General features: G+C 63.1%; 20 protein-coding genes and 1 tRNA gene. 14 read left to right on the top strand and 7 right to left on the bottom strand.

Annotated features, from left to right (window positions below; all coding sequences use genetic code 11):
* Positions 1 to 46: 46 nt before the first annotated feature.
* On the top strand, positions 47 to 295 hold the full coding sequence (locus M8744_RS13925; protein ID WP_251418812.1) for a hypothetical protein: 249 nt from the start codon (positions 47 to 49) through the stop codon (positions 293 to 295).
* A 7-nt stretch (positions 296 to 302) separates the two neighbouring features.
* Here the strand turns inward: M8744_RS13925 and M8744_RS13920 are convergent, their stop codons facing one another.
* The 7 genes from M8744_RS13920 to M8744_RS13890 all read right to left on the bottom strand — a co-directional run bounded on the left by M8744_RS13920 (position 303) and on the right by M8744_RS13890 (position 7,714).
* On the bottom strand, positions 303 to 959 hold the full coding sequence (locus M8744_RS13920; RefSeq protein ID WP_251418810.1) for a L,D-transpeptidase: 657 nt from the start codon (positions 957 to 959) through the stop codon (positions 303 to 305).
* 182 nt (positions 960 to 1,141) lie between these two features.
* The gene (locus tag M8744_RS13915) at positions 1,142 to 3,199 is read right to left on the bottom strand and encodes a DEAD/DEAH box helicase (protein ID WP_251418808.1); all 2,058 of its coding nucleotides are present in this window, start codon (positions 3,197 to 3,199) and stop codon (positions 1,142 to 1,144) included.
* A gap of 421 nt (positions 3,200 to 3,620) precedes the next feature.
* Positions 3,621 to 3,697, bottom strand: a tRNA-Arg gene (locus tag M8744_RS13910).
* Between the two features lie 103 nt (positions 3,698 to 3,800).
* Positions 3,801 to 4,007, bottom strand: coding sequence for a hypothetical protein (locus tag M8744_RS13905; protein ID WP_251418806.1), 207 nt, complete (start codon positions 4,005 to 4,007; stop codon positions 3,801 to 3,803).
* A gap of 135 nt (positions 4,008 to 4,142) precedes the next feature.
* Positions 4,143 to 5,528 (bottom strand): sensor histidine kinase, encoded by a 1,386-nt coding sequence (locus M8744_RS13900; protein WP_251418804.1) that lies wholly within the window; start codon positions 5,526 to 5,528, stop codon positions 4,143 to 4,145.
* A 23-nt stretch (positions 5,529 to 5,551) separates the two neighbouring features.
* Positions 5,552 to 6,970 carry a dihydrolipoyl dehydrogenase family protein gene (locus tag M8744_RS13895; RefSeq protein WP_251418803.1) on the bottom strand — a complete coding sequence of 473 codons (1,419 nt, stop codon included), beginning with the start codon at positions 6,968 to 6,970 and terminating at the stop codon, positions 5,552 to 5,554.
* A 3-nt stretch (positions 6,971 to 6,973) separates the two neighbouring features.
* Positions 6,974 to 7,714: a TVP38/TMEM64 family protein gene (locus tag M8744_RS13890; protein WP_251418801.1), complete on the bottom strand. Its 741-nt coding sequence runs from the start codon at positions 7,712 to 7,714 to the stop codon at positions 6,974 to 6,976.
* A 280-nt stretch (positions 7,715 to 7,994) separates the two neighbouring features.
* Between M8744_RS13890 and rpmH the strand changes: the two genes are divergently transcribed.
* The 13 genes from rpmH (at position 7,995) to yihA (ending at position 18,666) form a co-directional block, all read left to right on the top strand.
* Positions 7,995 to 8,129, top strand: coding sequence for a 50S ribosomal protein L34 (rpmH, locus tag M8744_RS13885; RefSeq protein ID WP_012177012.1), 135 nt, complete (start codon positions 7,995 to 7,997; stop codon positions 8,127 to 8,129).
* A 23-nt stretch (positions 8,130 to 8,152) separates the two neighbouring features.
* Positions 8,153 to 8,590: a ribonuclease P protein component gene (rnpA, locus tag M8744_RS13880; RefSeq protein WP_251418799.1), complete on the top strand. Its 438-nt coding sequence runs from the start codon at positions 8,153 to 8,155 to the stop codon at positions 8,588 to 8,590.
* On the top strand, positions 8,587 to 8,832 hold the full coding sequence (gene yidD, locus M8744_RS13875) for a membrane protein insertion efficiency factor YidD (RefSeq protein WP_251418797.1): 246 nt from the start codon (positions 8,587 to 8,589) through the stop codon (positions 8,830 to 8,832). Before rnpA ends, yidD begins: the two co-directional genes overlap by 4 nt.
* A 61-nt stretch (positions 8,833 to 8,893) precedes the next feature.
* The gene (locus M8744_RS13870; RefSeq protein WP_251418795.1) at positions 8,894 to 9,505 is read left to right on the top strand and encodes a DUF4178 domain-containing protein; all 612 of its coding nucleotides are present in this window, start codon (positions 8,894 to 8,896) and stop codon (positions 9,503 to 9,505) included.
* Positions 9,502 to 10,794 (top strand): DUF4178 domain-containing protein, encoded by a 1,293-nt coding sequence (locus M8744_RS13865; RefSeq protein ID WP_251418793.1) that lies wholly within the window; start codon positions 9,502 to 9,504, stop codon positions 10,792 to 10,794. Before M8744_RS13870 ends, M8744_RS13865 begins: the two co-directional genes overlap by 4 nt.
* Positions 10,791 to 10,949 (top strand): hypothetical protein, encoded by a 159-nt coding sequence (locus tag M8744_RS13860; RefSeq protein WP_251418791.1) that lies wholly within the window; start codon positions 10,791 to 10,793, stop codon positions 10,947 to 10,949. Before M8744_RS13865 ends, M8744_RS13860 begins: the two co-directional genes overlap by 4 nt.
* Before the next feature lie 47 nt (positions 10,950 to 10,996).
* Positions 10,997 to 11,221, top strand: coding sequence for a DUF350 domain-containing protein (locus M8744_RS13855; protein ID WP_251418789.1), 225 nt, complete (start codon positions 10,997 to 10,999; stop codon positions 11,219 to 11,221).
* Positions 11,218 to 12,759, top strand: coding sequence for a polyamine aminopropyltransferase (locus M8744_RS13850; protein ID WP_251418787.1), 1,542 nt, complete (start codon positions 11,218 to 11,220; stop codon positions 12,757 to 12,759). The genes M8744_RS13855 and M8744_RS13850 overlap by 4 nt, the downstream gene beginning before the upstream one ends.
* Positions 12,760 to 12,857: 98 nt before the next feature.
* Positions 12,858 to 13,727 (top strand): tRNA 2-thiocytidine(32) synthetase TtcA, encoded by an 870-nt coding sequence (ttcA, locus tag M8744_RS13845; RefSeq protein WP_251418785.1) that lies wholly within the window; start codon positions 12,858 to 12,860, stop codon positions 13,725 to 13,727.
* 56 nt (positions 13,728 to 13,783) lie between these two features.
* Positions 13,784 to 15,301 carry a putative bifunctional diguanylate cyclase/phosphodiesterase gene (locus M8744_RS13840; RefSeq protein ID WP_251418783.1) on the top strand — a complete coding sequence of 506 codons (1,518 nt, stop codon included), beginning with the start codon at positions 13,784 to 13,786 and terminating at the stop codon, positions 15,299 to 15,301.
* A 107-nt stretch (positions 15,302 to 15,408) separates the two neighbouring features.
* Complete coding sequence (yidC, locus tag M8744_RS13835) at positions 15,409 to 17,274, top strand: membrane protein insertase YidC (RefSeq protein WP_251418781.1); 1,866 nt, start codon at positions 15,409 to 15,411, stop codon at positions 17,272 to 17,274.
* Entirely contained in the window at positions 17,271 to 18,014 is a 744-nt protein-coding gene (locus tag M8744_RS13830) for an MOSC domain-containing protein (RefSeq protein WP_251418779.1), read from the top strand. The genes yidC and M8744_RS13830 overlap by 4 nt, the downstream gene beginning before the upstream one ends.
* A 1-nt stretch (position 18,015) precedes the next feature.
* Positions 18,016 to 18,666 (top strand): ribosome biogenesis GTP-binding protein YihA/YsxC, encoded by a 651-nt coding sequence (yihA, locus tag M8744_RS13825; protein WP_251418777.1) that lies wholly within the window; start codon positions 18,016 to 18,018, stop codon positions 18,664 to 18,666.
* Position 18,667 lies beyond the last annotated feature (1 nt).

The following is an 18,667-nucleotide window of genomic DNA, read 5'->3' as shown; positions in this document are numbered from 1 at the left end:
AGACGGTGAACTGGCGCGGGGAAGACTGACCATGAAAAAATGCAGCATGATGGTAGCGGGAAGCATACTGGCCCTTTCCGCCTGTGGCGCACCACCATCAGGGTCGAGTGACGCCCCAGCCCTGCCCGATGCCGTGCTGGAACTGGCCGCCCCCAACCAGGACCTGTCATCGGCACGGCTGCGGCCCGAGGACGGGTGTTACTGGTATGTGCACGAAGGCCCGGTGGAAACAACGCTGCTGCCGCTGCGCACCACGGGTGGCAACCCGATCTGCACGCGCGCTGCGGCAACCTGACCCAGGGTCAGCTTTGCGCGGTGATCCGTTCGGGCGGGTAAAGCACCGCGGTCGAGCCGTGCTCGACATTGGGGTATAGCTGGTTGATATGCGCCATAACCATCCGCACGCAACCCGAACTGGCCCGCCCACCTATGGAACGCGGCTCTGGAGAGCCGTGAATCCGCAAATAGGTATCGCGCTGCCCGCGAAACAGATAAAATGCACGCGACCCCAACGGGTTATTCGGGCCCGGCGACATCCCGTCTGCGTGCTGGGCATATAGCTCGGGGTCACGGGCGATCATGGCCTGCGTCGGTGTCCAGCTTGGCCATTTCTTCTTGTACCGTATCGTGTAGCGCCCCGGAGTGTAGAGCTCGCCCCGCGCAATCGCCACACCGTATCGCATGGCCGTGCCATCCCCCTGAACGTGGTACAGGTACCGCGCGACGGCATCCACATGGATACTGCCTGCTTCCAGCCCGTCCCTGGCTTCAACCTGTTGTGGCAGGAAACGCGGGTGCAGCCCCCAGGGATTGGTGGTTGCCGGGTCGAACCCCACGGGCGTCACTTGAGCATCCCACGCCTCCATCTGGGCCTTGCTAGGCCGCGCGGCAGCCGGCGTCGCAAGCGGCGCCGAAAAGAGCGCCGCGCTGGTCACTATGAAATGGCGCCGGGTCAGCATGGTGGTGTCCTCCTCATCGCGTCGCGACAACAGTATCTTGTTCGAAGTATTGACCGAGGAAAGGAAAACCGCCACCCCTTCGACCGCGAACCAACCAAGTTGTTACCATTGTTGCTCGGTGCGGGTCTTCTGACACCCCGAAAGGTCCGGTCCATCCCTTGACAGGCACGCCCGCCGGGTCGTTATCGCCGTTTCGGCACCGAGCTTCCACCCTTGCCAGCTTTGTTGGCAGCCGCGCGGGCGCGGTTTTTCTTGCTGCTGGGCTTGCCTTTCGGCGGCGTTGGCCCTTTGCCGGAAGCGCGACGCGTCTTGTCGAAATCATTCTTGCCAGCGGAACTGCCCGAAGCCTTTTCCTGCCCAGCCCTGGGGTGATCCTTCAACGTGAGCTTGTCGCCTCGCACCCGACGCTTCTGGATACCCAGGGGGGCATGCGCCGCGGTGTCCGCTGCGTCTGCCTTGGGCTTTCGCGCCGCCGGCTTTGCGTCTTTTCGATTCTCGGGCTTGGGTTTGCGACGACGGGGTTCGGGCGCATCGTTCCAATCGACCGGCTTGGTGTCGCCTTTGCCCTGTCCTGATTTCACGCTGGGCGCCCGCTCGGGCCTGGTATGTTTGAAGGCCGGCAACTCCGGTGCCTTGTCGAGGCGAAGGAGCTGCTTGTTCCCCTCGATCTTCATGTCCGGGCCAATTGCGGCCAGAAACCCGGGAACACTGGCTTCACTAATCTCGATATAAGACAGGTCATCGGTTATACGGATCGCCCCGATGTCATCCTTGGTCAGGTCGCCCGCCTTGCAGATCATCGGCAGCAAGTGACGCGGGGAGGCGCCCTGATTGCGGCCTTCCGGCAGCGAAAACCACACGCTGGGGCCAAAGGCGGCGCGCGGCGCGGGCTTTTCTGTATTGATCGGGCTCAGCTCTTCGGGAGCGGAATGGCGCATCTTGTACTGGCGCAAATAGGCGGCAGCGATTTGCTCTGGCGTGAATGTCGCAACAAGTTGATCCACCGACGCGCGCTCACCCTCGGTAATCTCGGCCTGCCAATCATCGGCGGCCAACATGCGCACCTGGTCGCGCTCTTCAACATCCGCCGCTGACGGCGCAGAGCCCCAATCTGCCGTCAGCTTGGCAAATTTCAAAATGCGTTCCGCCTTCTTGCGGGAAGAGGGCGGAACAACCAAGGCGCTGACCCCTTTTCGCCCAGCCCGCCCCGTGCGGCCCGACCGGTGCAAAAGGGTTTCATGGCTGCTGGGCAATTCGGCGTGAACCACCAGGTCCAGGTTGGGCAGGTCGATACCGCGGGCGGCAACATCCGTTGCGACACAGACACGTGCGCGACCGTCCCGCATGGCCTGCAACGCGTTGGAGCGTTCGCTTTGTGTCAGCTCGCCCGACAAGGCCACGACCGAAAAACCGCGGTTTGACAGGCGCGTTGTAAGGCGCGCGACCATGGCCCGGGTATTGCAGAACACGATGGCATTCGGCGCCTCGTAATAGCGCAGCACGTTGATGACGGCGTTGTCGCTGTCGCGCGCGGCCACCATCATGGCCCGGTATTCGATATCGGCATGTTGCGTCTGTTCGCCAACGGTCGAAATCCGCTCGGCATTGCGCTGGTAGTTCTGTGCGAGCTTGGCAATGGCGTTTGGAACCGTGGCGGAAAACAAGAGCGTTTGGCGCGTCTTTGGTGTTTCCTCAAGGATGAACTCGAGATCCTCCCGAAAACCGAGGTCCAGCATTTCGTCTGCTTCGTCCAGCACAACGGCACGAACACTGGCAAGGTCGATAGAGCCGCGCATGATGTGATCGCGCAACCGCCCCGGCGTGGCGACAACAATGTGGGCCCCGCGCGCCAATGCGCGACGTTCATCGCGCATGTCCATGCCTCCAACGCAAGAGGCCAGAACCGCCCCCGCTTCGGCGTAGAGCCAACCGAGTTCTCGTTTGACCTGCATCGCCAATTCACGGGTCGGTGCGATAATCAATGCCAAGGGCGCGCCTGACTGTCCAAAACTGTCATTCTCGTCCAGCAGAGTCGGTGAAATCGCCAGCCCAAAGCCGATGGTTTTGCCGGAACCGGTTTGCGCCGAGACCAGGAGGTCCCGCCCAACCAGTTCCGATTGGGTGACGGCCTTCTGAACAGGCGTCAAAACATCATAACCCTTGCGGGCCAACGCGTCTGCAATCGTTTTCTTCAAGGTTCTGGTTCTCTTGTTGGGGAAAGAGTTTGGGCCGAACGTCATGTCGTTCAAGCGGAATTATCACGCAATATCTGTTGAAGGAGGGTTTGTATAGGCACGGAAACCCGATTGGACGTGGAACAAGCATGTACCGGCCATACCTGCCCACAAGCGCCAAGTGGTATTCTGAAAGGGCCATATCAATGGCCTTGCCGCCAAGTATCGCCAGAACGCGGAAGATTTCACGGTCGACCAAGTAACTTTGTTCGCACCAACCAAGGGCCCCCTGCCAGAGACGTGGCCCGGATAGAGGCGGAGACGAAAGATCGGGGAGGCTGCACACATCGTCCGATGCCGCAAGGCAAGGCCAAGACGCGTCCGGGGTATTCCGGTTCAAGCGAAGCCCTGCGAAAAGACAACACCGGGACCGGATCCCTCAACAATCCAAAATTCTTCTTAGAAACAAAATGTTGCAGGGGTGAAGTGGCGGACTGGGGAGGATTCGAACCCCCGACCCCTTGATTCGTAGTCAAGTACTCTATCCAACTGAGCTACCAGTCCGTGAGGGCGGGATTTAGACGCCATGCCGGGGCATTGCAAGGGCAAAATGACGATTTTTTGCCGCCTCGTGACGGTGCCCGCGATGCGGCTGCCGCAACGGAGGTTACATCAGGTTGTCCACGCTACGCTGCAACGAGGCCTTGAACCCGTCGATCGTTTGTTCCAGGCCGCCGCTTTCGGGCAGGTCGTCCATAAGGCTGCTGACGCTGCCCATGTCGACCCCGTCACGCAGCATCAGCCCACCAGCGCCAAGGGACATTATCACCACGAATGCGACGGCACCCCGGGTGATGGCATTCAACAGGACCATGGCAGCGACCTCCCTTTTCGACATGTCATTGTCTTGATGCCAGGCAACAGGGGCCGATGCAGGGCACGAATATGGCGCGTATGGGGCTTTTGCGCTCTGCCCCGGTTGGTCCGCCGCCGGGCAGGGCTTGCCCGCCTAGGCCGCATGCCCCATCGGCAGCAGGATGCGGAACACCGTGCCGTCGGGCCCGGTGCGCTGCAATGTCAGGCGACCGCCATGACCGCGGATCAGCTCGGCCGCTATGGCCAGCCCCAACCCCGACCCGCCCTTTCGAGCGCCACCCTGGAACGGTGTAAACAGATTGGCCTGCGCCTTTTCCGGAAGCCCCGGACCCGTATCCGAGACTTCGATGACCCAGGCGTCTTCTTCTTCGAAGGCGTGAACGCTGATTTCACCGCCCTTGCCCAGATGCATCAGCGCCTGGCGCGCGTTACGCACAAGGTTCGATACCACCCGGTGAAGCTGTTCGGGATCAGCGCGCACGACCATGTCGGTCGGCACGTCCAGCGACATCGAGATATCGACATCGTCGCCGATGGCCAGGCGTTCGCTGTCCAGCACATCCTCGACGATATCGCCCAGCGGGACGCGCGCCAGCTGGGGCGGCGGCTCTTCGGCCTTGCCGAAAGCAAGGGTGGCTTCGGTCAGGTTGATGGCGCGTGTGATCGAGTTGACCAGCTTGGGTGCCATACGTCGCACGCCGGGGTCTTCGCTTGCCTCGATACGGTCGGTAAACAGTTGAGCCGAGGTCAGTATGTTGCGCAGATCATGGCTGATCTTGGCCACGGCGCTGCCAAGCTGGGCCAGTCGCTCTTTCTGTTTCAGCGCGCTGGTCAGTTCTGTTTCCATCTTCGCCAGCGCCTCTTCGGCCTCGCGCAGCTCGGTCACCCGGGCCGTGGGCGTCAGGATTCGCCGCGCGTCTTCGGGGTTGGCGGCATAGGTCTGCATCGCGGACACGACCCCCTTGATGGGTTTGACCAGCAACGCCCGCACCGACACGAACAACAGCGTCGCGGTAAAGATCGAGATCACCGCCGACAGAACCAGGATACGTAAACCATAGTCGATCATCGCGGCGCGCAGGCCCGCGGTATCCATTGTCACCTCGATCAACAAACCCGCCTCGCGCACCGGGTTGCCGATCACGCGGATCACGCGCGGCTCAGGCTCGGCCAACCGCGCCATCGCGTCGCGGATCAGGGTCAATGCCGGTGCGTCTCGCAGGTCGTAAGTGGCGTTGATCGGCTGCGGCACCGGCGATTGCAGGATAAGTTGCCGGGCTTCGTCGCGGCGCAGAACCACGTTATACACCTCGGCGTTGCGCAACAGCTCTTCTTCCAAGTCAGGGTCGATCATGTCATCGGCAAGCAGCGCAAGCGACGCGATCTGCGCCCGCTCCAGCCGGCTGAGCATGTAATCCTCGCGGAAGCGCGCGATGGACGGCACGAAGATCAACACCTCGGCCAGCATCACGAAGATGATGGTCAGGATCAGGAATCGCCCGGACAGCGTGCGCAGCATACGGTAACCTTTTAGAACTCGCGTTACGGCAGCCAGCGTTGTACTGCCCGAACCACGCGTTTCACCCAAGCATTATCAAATAGCCGGGGCGAGAAATAGGCCCCCGCCGCGCGCTTGTTGATTTCCGCAAAGGTGGGATAGGGCGCAACCATGTTCGCGACGGCCGACATTTTCAGACCGTTGGCAATGGCAAGTGACCACAGCGCGATCAACTCGCCTGCCTGGTGGCCAACGATCGTGGCGCCCACGGGCTTGCCGCCCACGACCATGACCTTGATCGCCCCCGTCACATGGCCGGTGGCGATGGCTCGGTCGTTATGGTGATAGTCGAACCGCGCGACCTCCAGCTTTACCCCGTATTTCCTGTGCGCCTCGACCTCGGTCAAGCCGACCTGAGCCAGCTCCGGGCTGGTATAGGTGGCGCGCGGGATGTGGACGGTTTTCGCCTTGGCCGGCAGCCCGAACAACACCTCGCGGATGATCAGCCCGGCGTGGTAACCCGCGACATGGGTGAATTGCATCCCCCCCGCCGCGTCACCGATGGCATAAACCTTGGGGTTGGTGCTGCGCAGGCGGGCATCGACCTTTATGCCGGCTTTCGAGGACTCGATCCCGGCCGCGTCCAGGTTCAGGCGATCTGTATTGGCCTTGCGCCCCACCGCCACCAGCAGGTGCGAGCCCTTGAACACCCGACCGTCGGTGGCGACGACCTCGATATTTCCGTTGCTGCCGCTGACCTTTTCCGCGGTGGCGCTTTCTTCGATCACGATCCCCCCGGCACGCAGTCGATCCAGAACGATGGCCGCCATTTCCGGGTCATCGCGGCCCAGCGCCTTTTGCCCCTCGATCACCGTCACCTTGCAGCCAAGCCGCCGGTGAGCCTGCGCCATTTCCATGCCAATAGGTCCGCCACCGATGATCAACAGGTGCTCGGGACGCTCGCGCAGATCGAATATGGTTTCGTTGGTGAAACTGGGCACATCTTCAAGCCCCGGAACGGGCGGCACGAAGGGTGACGACCCGGTGGCAATCACGATGCGCCGCGCGGTGATCTCGTGAGCGCCCGCCTGCACGGTCTGCGGCCCGGTGAAAGCACCGTATTCGCGGATCACGCGCACGCCCAGCTCCTCGAACCGCTCCTGGCTGTCGACGGGCTTGATCGTGTCGATCACGGCTTGCACGTGATCCTTGGCCGCGGCGAAATCCACGTCGGGGGCCACGGGCGTTACCCCCATCGCGGCGCCCGCCTGCATCGCGTGGGCCGCCTGTCCGGCCGCCAGCAAGGCCTTGGACGGCACGCAGCCATAGTTCAGGCAGTCGCCCCCCATCTTGTGCCCTTCCAGCAGCACCACGCTGGCGCCCATCTGAACGGCGCCGGCCGCCACGCTCAGCCCGCCCGAACCGGCCCCGATGACCAGCAGATCGGTCTTGATACTTTCCATGTCTCAGATGCCTTTCTTGCCGCGCACGGCCTTTATGACGATGGGCAACACCGCCAGGGCGCACAACCCAAGGATCGGGCCCAGAACATAGGGTTCGAACAGAATACCCAGGTCGGGCGAGTCGCCGCGCGCGAACACGTCACTCAGCCCGGCACCGACCGAGGTATATACCACCCCGCCTGGAATGATGCCGATAAACGTGGTCACGGCAAACCGGAACAGGCTGACACCCACCAGCGCGGGCAGGATGTTGGCCACGAAGAAGGGCACTGCCGGCACCAGCCGGATCAGGAAAAGCATCGACCATTGGTTCTCGTCGATCCCGTCCTTGATGCGCTTGATCGTTCCGGTCCCGGTTTCCATCCGCGCGGCCAGGCGTTCCCCCAACCCCATGCGCGCGGCCAGGAAAATGGCGATGGCGCCAATGGTGGCCGACGTCACGTTGAGCGCCGCACCGATCCAGGTGCCGAACAGGAAACCGCCGGTCAGCGTGGCAAGCGTGGCGCCGGGCAAAGAAAAGGCCACGATCAGGACGTAGATGACCATGAAACCCAGCGCGGTGATGACATAATTGGCATCGCGAAAGGCCAAAAGCGCCTCGCGGTTGTCGCGCAGGGTATCGAAACTCAGCACGTCGCGGAGGGTAAAGGCACCGATGGCGGCGACCGTCAGGATTGCAATCAGTGGCACATTCCGCCGCAAGGTGGATTTCTCCAAAGAGTCGTGGCTGCTCTGTTCGCTCATGTTTTTTGTCCGATCCAATATCTGCGACCCAACATGCGGGGGCCGGGCGGTATTTGACACCCCCCTCACGCCCGCTTGATCACAGGTGACGCGAAACCGTGCGATTTGCGCCCAGGATCGCGCGGTTGTAACAATCGCGGTGAACCTTTCGGCATATTTTGTTTCAATCCGCGCGACACGGGTTTGACATGCGGCAACGCCGCGCCTATAGACCGGGCTTCAGATCAAGGGCTTCGTGCGAATCCGCGTCGCGGGGCCAAATCATTCGGAGATGGCAGCGATGAAACGCACCTTTCAACCCTCGAACCTGGTTCGCAAGCGCCGCCACGGTTTCCGTGCGCGCATGGCCACCAAGGCCGGCCGCAAGATCCTGAACGCGCGCCGTGCCCGGGGCCGCAAGAGCCTGAGCGCCTGATCAACCGCGATCAGACTGCAACGATGACACCGCCGGAGGCCCCAAGGGACGCGAAACCGCCCCAAGGGAACACGCCTCCGGCGGCGTCCGTTTGCCCAGACCACGGACCCGTCGACAAATCGGGGCTCGTCACGTTGAAAAAGCGTGCCGATTTCCTGCGCGCGGCGCAGGCGCGCAAGCGCGGTGTCGGGTCGATGATGGTGCAGGCCCGCGATCGGCGCGATGGCACGCAGGCCATCCGCGTGGGATTCACCTGTTCGAAAAAGGTCGGCAACGCCGTGGCTCGCAACCGCGCCAAGCGCCGCATGCGCGCCGCCGCCCGCGCCGTGCTGCCCCTGCACGGGCGGCCCGGGTGGGATTACGTGTTGATCGGGCGTGCACAGGAAACCGCCCAGCGCCCCTTTGAGCTGCTCAAACGTGACCTTGTCTTCGGGCTGTCCAAACTGCACGGTGATACATGAGCCCGCTTGCCCACATCGTCGCCCTGCCCGTCCGGGCCTATCGCCTGCTCGGGTCGCCCTGGGTGGGCCATAACTGCCGTTACCAACCGACCTGTAGCGCCTATGCGCTTGAGGCGCTGGAAAAGCACGGCGCGCTGAAAGGCAGCTGGCTGGCGGCCCGACGGATCGGGCGCTGCCACCCCTGGGGCAGCGACGGTTATGACCCGGTGCCACCGGGCAAGGATGACACGGCCGACAGCTAAATCGTGGCGCCGGTTTTCTTGATGCTTGCAAACATCCCCGGCTCTTTGCACATCTTGGCACATGCCCGCGATGACCTGCCCCAATTGCGGTGCCTCGGTGCCGCCCCAGATTGCACAGATCACCATGGTGACCTGTGGATCTTGCGACACCACGCTGTATCTGCAAGATGACCGGCTGCTGACCGCGGGCCAAAGCGGCGAGATGCACGACGCCCCCGCCCTGATCCACCTGGGCGAAACCGTGACGCTGGGCCACGCCCGGATCACCGCGCTGGGACATGCGCGGTTTTCCTATGGCCGGGGCTGGTGGGATGAGTTCTGGTGTATCGACGCCCGCGATCGCGGCTGTTGGCTGTCGATCGACGAGGGCGACTTGGTGCTGCAATACCCGCTTCCCGCCGATGACTGGCCCCGGGTCGAGCGCGACCCGCCCGTGGGCCTGCGGTTCAAGTATCGCGGCTACGACGCGCGTGTGATCGAGACCGACCGGGCCGAGTGCATCGGCTTGCGCGGGTCGTTCGGCGAACGCCTGAGCGTTGGAGATACATACAGCTTCGTCAACGTGCAAACCGATGACGGCGATCTGCTGTCGGGCGAGTTCTGGGCGGGTGGCGAAAGCTGGTTCCTTGGCAGCTGGTTCGATCCGTTCGATATCGCGGGGCACCCGTCATGACGCGTGCCGACGGGCTGACCGCGATCAACTGCACCAATTGCGGTGCCGGGCTGGATGTGCTGGGCGGCGGGCGCGTGACCACACATATCTGCCCCTATTGCGGGTCCGAGCTGGACGCGCAGCACGACTACGCCGTGCTCAAGACATTCGCCAATGCCGAGCGACCCGATAGCCCGTTTCGCATCGGCATGACCGGCCAGCTTTACGGCGTAGACTGGACGGTGATCGGCACCTTGGGCCACGAAGAACGCTGGGCCGGCAAGATCTGGCGATGGGTCGATCACCAGCTTTATTCGCCCACGCATGGCTATGCCTGGCTGACGGTCGAAGACGGGCATGTCACGTTCTCGCGCCGGTTCCGGGGGTTGGTGCGCCCTGCCTGGATGGGAGAAACTTGGGTCGAAACCGCCGAGCATCCGCCCACCGTGATGTGCCGGGGCGAGCGGTATGTCTATCTGCAAACCAGCAAAAGCCAGATCACCTTTGCCGAGGGCGAGTTTACCTGGTCACCCGAGATCGGACAGTCCAGCACCACCATCTCGGCCATGTCGCGCGCTCACATGCTGGATTTCTCGCAAACCGGGACCGAGCGCGAGATCTATCGCAGCAGCTACGTGTTTGCCGCCGACGCGCTGGCCGCCTTCGGCCTGCCACACGACGCACTGCGCCCGGTCGGCGTGCACCCGCTTGAACCCTATATTCCCGGACCGCACAGTGTCTTCCTGCGCAAAACGGCGATTCTGGCGGCGATGGTCTGCCTTCTGATCGGCGCGATCTTTCACCTGATGCCGGGCCGAGCGGCGCTGGAACCCACGCAATTTCAATTCGCGGAATTGCCGCAAAGCGTGAGCATACCCATCGACGATACCGCGCGTCTTGCGGGGCTGTACATGGAAAGCGATGTGTCCAACAGCTGGGCCTATGTCCCTCTGGAAGTGACGGCCCCGGATGGCACCAACCTGTTCGAAACCGGGCGCACGCTGGAATATTATTTCGGCCGCGAAGACAACGAAAGCTGGCGCGAGGGGAATCGCCGCGACAGCCTGTTCTTCCGGCCAACCGTGGCAGGCGACTACCAGGTCACGCTTCACCCACCGGAAACCGGCGCCTGGGGAACGCAATCGCGGCTGCCGTCGCAGGTGACGCTCTGGGCGCGCAGCGGCCTGTCCTCGGGGTTCTGGATGTGGGGTTTGGCACTGGGTTTCGGGCTTGTCGCGCTGTGGCATTACGGGCGGGCCTTTGTGCACAAGAAACGCCGATGGGCGCATGGCGACTGGAGTGAAGAATGATACTGCGCGTTGCCTTTGTCGTGTTGGCCGTCGCGGCCATTGCAGGCACAACCTATGTCTCGTTTTATGGCATGGGGCGTGAAAGCACCGACACCCAACGCTCGGTCCGGGTGGGCAGCGGCGGCAACGTCATGTCCGGGGGACGCGTGAAATGAACAAAGTCATGTCCGGGGGACGCGTGAAATGAACAAAGGGGAATGACATGGAAAGCTTGATATCAATCCAGGTAGCCGAGGTTGTCAGCACTGTCTTTTACACCTTTCTGGGCGTCGCCTTGATGGCGCTGTGCTGGTGGGTGATCAACCGGGCCACACATTTCTCGGTGGTGCGCGAGATCGAAGAAGACCAGAACATCGCGCTTGCCGTGCTGATCGGGTCTGTCTTCATCGCCCTTGCGATCATCATCGCCGCTGTCATTCTGTCGTGACAGCCCCCGCCGCCACACGGGCGCGCGAGGTCTGGCTGCTGACGGCGACCTTCCTGATCGCCGTTGCAGGGCTGATTTACGAGCTGATCGCGGCCACCGTCTCAAGTTACCTTCTGGGCGACAGCGTGCGGCAGTTCAGCCTGGTGATCGGCGTGTTCCTGTCGTCGATGGGGCTGGGCGCGTATCTGTCGCGCTTCGTGGGGCAGGCAATGCGCGGCTTTATCTGGGCACAGATCGCGCTTGGCGTGGTGGGCGGCTTCATGGCGCCGGCGCTGTTTTTCGCCTATGGCTGGACGGGCGCGGTAGCGGTGCCGTTATATGCGCTGCTGATGGCCGTGGGCGTGCTGTCGGGAATGGAAATTCCCCTGATCGCACGGGTGCTGAAGCAGATCGGCGCCCCCGAGTTTCGCTTTGAAAACGTGCTGACGGTCGATTACGTGGGCGCCTTGGCGGCCTCGGTCGCCTTTCCTTTGCTGGTCATTCCCCATCTCGGGTTGATGTCGGCCAGCCTGGTGTTCGGTTGTCTGAACCTTCTGGTGGCGGGCCTGTCGCTATGGCTGTTTCGCGATTTTGCCAGCCGCATGCAATGGGGCGCCTGGGCGCTGACGCTGGCGGCCTCGCTGGCCGCGCTGGCGATGGCCGAGCGGCTGGTCTCGGTCACCGAGGCGCAGCTGTTCGAGGACGACGTGATCCTGTCCGAGGCCACGCCCTATCAAAAGATCACCGTCACCCGGTTCCGCGAGCGCACGCGGCTGTTCCTCGATCACTCGATACAGTTCGACACGCTGGACGAGCACCGCTATCACGAGGCGCTGGTTCACCCGGCGATGGCGCTGGCCCCGCGCCGGGCGCAGGTTCTGATACTCGGCGGGGGCGATGGCATGGCCGCGCGCGAGGCGCTGCGCTGGCCAGACGTGCGACAGATCACGCTGGTCGACCTTGATCCGCGCGTGACAGGCCTGTTTCGCGATCACCCGCAACTGGCCCCGTTGAACGATTTCGCGCTGCGCGACGCGCGGGTTCGGGTGATCAACGAAGATGCCTGGCGCTTTGTCGAATCCGCCAACCAAGCGTTTGACGTCATCGTGCTGGATTTGCCCGACCCCAAGACCATCGCCTTGTCCAAGCTCTATTCCCGCCAGTTCTATGCCCTGCTGCTGGAACGGTTGGGCACGGGCGGCATTCTGGTGACGCAGGCCGGCTCGCCGCTGTTCGCGCCCGAGGCCTTCTGGTCGGTTGTGCAGACGCTTGAATCGACGCGCAACCCCTCCGCGCCCGGCGACGGCCTGCGCGTGACCCCCTATCACGCCTATGTGCCCAGTTTCGGTGACTGGGGCTTTGCCATGGCCACGCAGGGCCTGCGCATGGACCGCCCCCTGACCCTGCCCGCGGGCCTGCGGTTTTTGACGCAGGACACGTGGCACGCCGCGCAGGTATTCGACCCCGAGACCGCCCGGCGCGACGTGGCGGTAAATGACATCCAGTCGCACGCACTGCTTGGATATTACCTTGATGGTTGGGACAGGTGGTTTCGCTGAAGCGCATGGCTGCCACGCGGGTGGGCCGTGATGTGCAACCGGCCCTTTCCGTTGCGCCCCAGCCGCGATAGAACCCCCCGAACCGCGCGAGGCCAGCCATGCTTGATGACAACGACGACATTCACCCGCTGTTTCACGGTGCCCCCAAAAGCACCGAGTTCAAGAAATTGCGCAAACGCATCGTGCAGAACACGCGCGAGGCGGTCGAACAATACGGCATGGTGCAACCCGGCGCCAAGTGGCTGGTCTGCCTGTCCGGCGGCAAGGACAGCTACACGCTACTTGCCGTGCTGCACGAGCTGAAATGGCGCGGGCTGTTGCCGGTCGAACTGCTGGCTTGCAATCTTGACCAGGGCCAACCGGGTTTTCCCGCGACGGTTCTGCCCGAATTCCTGGAGCGGATGGGCGTGCCACATCGCATCGAGTACCAGGACACCTACTCCATCGTCGTCGACAAGGTGCCACAGGGCCGGACATTCTGTGCGCTGTGTTCGCGGTTGCGGCGTGGCAACCTGTACCGGATCGCCCGCGAAGAGGGCTGTTCGGCCGTGGTGCTGGGCCATCACCGCGATGACATCCTTGAAACGTTTTTCATGAACCTCTTTCATGGATCGCGCCTGGCGACGATGCCACCCAAGCTGGTCAATGAAGAGGGTGACCTGTTCGTCTATCGCCCCCTCGCCCACGTGGCCGAAGAGGATTGCGAGAAATTCGCCCGCGCGATGAAATACCCCATCATCCCCTGCGACCTGTGCGGCAGCCAGGACGGGTTGCAACGCCAGCAGGTCAAGGCGCTGATCGACCAGTGGGAAAAGAACCACCCGGGCCGGCGGCAAAAGATGTTCCGCGCGCTCATGAACATCCGGCCCTCGCACATGCTGGACCCGGCATTGTTCGATTTCGCGGGGCTGAATATCGATCTTGCCAAAAATGATGCGGATTCCGACGGGATTCCCGCGCTGCGTTAAAGATCCGTTCAACCTGCGTTCGTAGCCTGCAACACGACTTGCAGAAGGACGCAGACATGCCCCCCATCGCCCAGCATCTTCACAGCCTGCGCAACCGGGCGCGCCATGTGGTGGCCGGCCCACCGGCGCTGGCCTTCATGCCGGCGGCCATCCTTGCGGCGTTCTGGCTGGGCGGCGAAGGCTGGTTGGTGGCGCTGGCGCTTGGCCTGCCGGTGCTTTTCGCCACGCTTGGCCTGTTCGAGCGGGCGGATGCAACCCCCAATCTTGCGCGCCCCAACACCTCCACCGCGATGGATCGCGCCTTGCAACGGGCAGCCGCAACCGGGCAGCACACGGCCTGCATTATCGTGCAAATCGACGATTTCGACCGGTTGCGCGCGCAATTGGGCAGCGCTGGCGCGGCCCTGATCGCCGCGCGCAGCCTCGATCGCCTGCACGGCGCAACGCGCGACAGCGACCACGTGGCGCAACTGCAGCCCGGCCGTTTCGCCGTGGTGCTTGCGCCAAAGCGGCAACTGGATCTCGAAATCGCGATTCAACTGGCGGGCCGTTTGCAAACACGGCTGGAGGAGCCCGTTTCGATCGATGCCCAGGCCATCTATGCCTCTTGCTCGGTCGGCTTCGCGCTGGACACCCAGTTGCGCGACGCGACCGCCCCCAGGATGCTGCAGGCAGCCGCTGCCGCGCTTGAGGTGGCCCGCGCCCATGCGCCATCGGCCATCCGCGCCTATGGGCCCGATATGGCGTGCACGCCTGCCACACCCGATGCGCTGGCCGACGAAGTGGCGCAAGCATTGGAAAATGGCGAGATCACCCCATGGTTCCAACCGCAGGTTTCCACCGATACCGGCCAGGTATCGGGGTTCGAGGCATTGGCCCGCTGGCAGCATCCTGAACGCGGCCTTGTCGCGCCTGCGGATTTCCTGCCGGCCATGGAACGCTCGGACCAGTTGGAACGGTTGAGCGAGATCATCCTTTACCACGCGCTCGGGGCCTTGCGGAACTGGGATGACCAAGGGTTTGACGTGCCATGCGTTGCGGTCAATTTTTCCGGGGCCGAACTGCGCAACCCGAAACTGGTCGACAAGATCCGCTGGGAGCTCGACCGCTTCGACCTGGCGCCGGGCCGACTGTGTATCGAGGTTTTGGAAACCGTGGTGGCGGCCTCGCCCGACGATATCGTCGCACGCAACATCAACGGGTTGGCCGCAATGGGCTGCTCGATCGACCTCGATGATTTCGGCACCGGCCATGCCTCGATCAGCTCCATCCGCCGGTTTGCCGTCAGCCGTCTGAAAATCGACCGCTCATTCGTGCGCAAGGTTGACCGTGACCCCGAACAGCAACGCATGGTTGCCGCTATCCTGACAATGGCGGACCGGCTGAACATGGATGTCCTGGCCGAAGGGGTGGAAAACGCGGGCGAGCACGCCATGCTGGCGCAGCTTGGCTGCAACCATGTGCAAGGCTTTGGTATCGCCCGCCCGATGCCGCTACAGCGGACTGCCGAATGGTTGCACGCACACCACGCCAAGCTGGCCGAACCGCCCCGAATCGGGCGCGGCACCGCCTGACGCCCGCGTGCCGCGCCGAAAACGCCCGTTTTCCCATATCCCCCTTGACCTTTGGGGCGCTACTCTGTTGAACCCCCGTGACACGATCAGGACAGGTAGCGCCCCACATGGACGATCAGAACAAGAACCTCATTTTGGCCACCGCACTCAGCTTTGCGGTTATTTTGGTCTGGTTTCTCCTGTTTCCGCCGCCTGAACCGGTCGAAGATCCGAATGCCGTGACGCCCACCGAGACCACGACGGACCCGAGCGGCGCACCGATTGCCAGCACGCCGCAGGCCGCCACGGGCGATCCGGCCGACGCCGCCCCCGCACCGGCGCCGGAAAACGCCGACGCACCGCGCCTGTCGATCGAAAGTGATACGGTCACCGGCGCCATTTCGCTGCTGGGCGGTCGGATCGACCAACTCTCGCTGAAAAACTACCGCGAAGAGCTGGCGCAAGACTCCGACATCGTGACGATGCTGGCGCCAGTTGGCAGTGCGAATGCCTATTACGCGCTTTACGGCTGGGCCCCGGGCAGCGGGCTGAGCCCCGAGATGGTGCCCGGCCCCAACACGATGTGGCAGGCCGAACCGGGACAGACGCTTGCACCCGGCAGCCCTGTCAGCATGACATGGGATAACGGCCGGGGGCTGGTCTTTACCCGCCAGATCGCGCTGGACAACAACTACATGTTCACGGTCACGCAAACGGTGCAGAACACCGGCAGCGACACCGCGGCGCTGGCCCCCTACGGCATCCTGGCCCGGCATGGTGAGCCGCAGGATCTGAAGAATTTCTTCATCCTGCACGAAGGCATGATCGCCATGGCCGATGGCGAGTTGACCGAGACCGATTATGACGATCTCGACCCGGCCACGAACTACAAGGATATCACGGTCGAGCAATCAGGGTGGATCGGGTTCACCGATCACTACTGGATGTCCACCATGATCCCGTCCGAGGGCACGGCCGTCCGCTTGAACGCGTTCCACGACACCGAGCGCGATATCTACCAGACCACGATGCGCCAGCCCACGCAAACCTTGGCTCCCGGTGCCAGCGTAGCGGTCACCTCGCAGATGTTCGCGGGCCCCAAGGAATGGGACACCATCCGCAACTACGAAGCGGGCGAGGAACTGGACAACTTTGGTGACTCGCTGATGTATGGCCTGGGCCTGAAATCGGCACTGCCCGGCGGCATCGACGGGTTCATCGACTCGATCGACTGGGGCTGGTTCTTTTTCCTGACCAAGCCGATTTTCTTCCTGCTGCACGAGTTGAACATCGTCATCGGCAACATGGGCTGGGCGATCATCGCGCTGACACTGATCATCAAGGCAGTCGTCTTTCCGCTGGCCTACAAGTCCTACGCCAGCATGGCCAAGATGAAAGAGCTTCAGCCCAAGATGGAAGAGCTGAAGGAGCGCGCCGGCGACGACCGCCAGAAGCTGCAACAAGAGATGATGGCGCTTTACAAGAAGGAAAAGGTGAATCCCGCCTCGGGCTGCCTGCCGATCCTTCTGCAGATCCCGATCTTCTTTTCGCTCTACAAGGTGATCTTTGTCACGCTGGAACTGCGCCACGCGCCCTTCATCGGCTGGATTCGCGACCTCAGCGCACCTGACCCGTCCTCGCTCTACAACCTGTTTGGCTTGCTGCCCTGGGACGCGCCCGATCCGCAATCCTTCGTCGCGCTGATCTTTATCGGGGTGCTGCCGATCCTGCTGGGCGTCACGATGTGGCTGCAACAAAAGCTGAACCCGGCGCCCACAGACCCCACGCAAAAGATGATCTTTGCCTGGATGCCCTGGGTGTTCATGTTCATGCTTGGCGGGTTTGCCTCCGGTCTCGTGATCTACTGGATCGCGAACAACACGATCACCTTCATCCAGCAATACCTGATCATGCGGCGCCACGGCTACAAGCCGGACGTCTTCGGCAATATCCGCGCCAGCTTTAACCGCAGCGGGTCGGACAAGGCGAAATGACGGTGCAGGTGACCGCGCTCTGGCGCTATCCGATCAAGGGGATCGGGGCCGAGCCATTGCGGGCGGTCACCGTGCAGCCCGACCGCCCCCTGCCCGGCGACCGGGCCTGGGCCGTGCACCATGCGGCCGCGCCCGAGGCCACGCACGGTTGGCGCCCCTGCCGCGAGTTCCTGCGGGGCGCAAGCGGCCCGCACCTCATGCAGGTGATGGCCGAGACCCGGAATGATGGCACAATCACCCTGCGCCATCCCGACATGGCGCCGCTGACGATTGATCCCGCCAAGGTGCCGCAAAGCCTGCTGGATTGGGTCGTGCCGCTGTGGCCGGAAAACCGGCCCGCACCCGCCCGCGTTGTGCCGGCGCCCGCCGCTGGCATGTCGGACGTGCCGTTCCCGTCGGTATCCATCCTGAACATGGCCAGCCTGCATACCTTGTCGCAAAAGCTGGGCCAGGACCTGGACCCGCGCCGCTTTCGCGGGAATATCTGGCTGGAGGGCCTGGCCCCGTGGGGCGAGTTCGACCTTGTGGGCCACGAGATCACGGTTGGCTCTGCCCGCCTGAAGATCGAAAAACGCATCACCCGCTGTCGCGCAACCGAAACGAGCCCCGAAACCGGCCTGCGCGACGCGGCCACCCTGAAAATGCTGGACCAAGAATGGGGCCATCACGATTTCGGGGTTTACGCCCGCATCACGCAACCCGGCGAGATCCGCGCCGGAGACATGGCAAAGGTGGTTTGACATGACCCTGCCCTTTCCGCTGGCCGAAACGCCCGACATGGCCACCGCCGAGAAAGGCCGCAAGCTGTTTGCCGGCCAGTCCGAGTTCGTCAAGGGCGTGGTCGCCATGTCGGGCCTGCCCCCCGCCGACCGGATCGAGGTCTGTTTCGCCGGGCGTTCGAATGTCGGGAAATCGACGCTGATCAATGCGCTGACCGGCCGCAAGGGGTTGGCGCGGGCCTCGAACACGCCGGGCCGCACGCAGGAAATCAACTTTTTCACGATTGGCCTCGAGCATTACCTGGTCGATCTGCCGGGCTATGGCTATGCCAACGCGCCGCTGCCTGTCGTGGAAAAGTGGCAGCGTCTGCTGAAGCAATACCTGTCGGGCCGCCAGACCCTGCGCCGCGCCTTCGTGCTGATCGACACGCGCCATGGCGTGAAATCCGTGGACGAAGAAATCATGAGCCTGCTCGACAGCGCCGCGGTAACGTTCCAGGTGGTCATGACCAAGGCCGACAAGCTGCCCGAAAAAGAGCGCGAGAAAGTTCTGGCGCAGGTGCGTGAAAAGCTGTCGGCCCATCCCGCTGCCTACCCCGAACTGGTGCTGACCTCGTCGGAAAAGGGCGATGGAATCGCCACTTTGCGGGCTATCATCGCCAACCTGACCTGAC

The sequence above is a fragment of the Lutimaribacter degradans genome (genome assembly GCF_023703375.1).
GTDB classification, from domain to species: domain Bacteria; phylum Pseudomonadota; class Alphaproteobacteria; order Rhodobacterales; family Rhodobacteraceae; genus Lutimaribacter; species Lutimaribacter degradans.
This window is presented reverse-complemented; position numbering and strand designations above follow the sequence as displayed.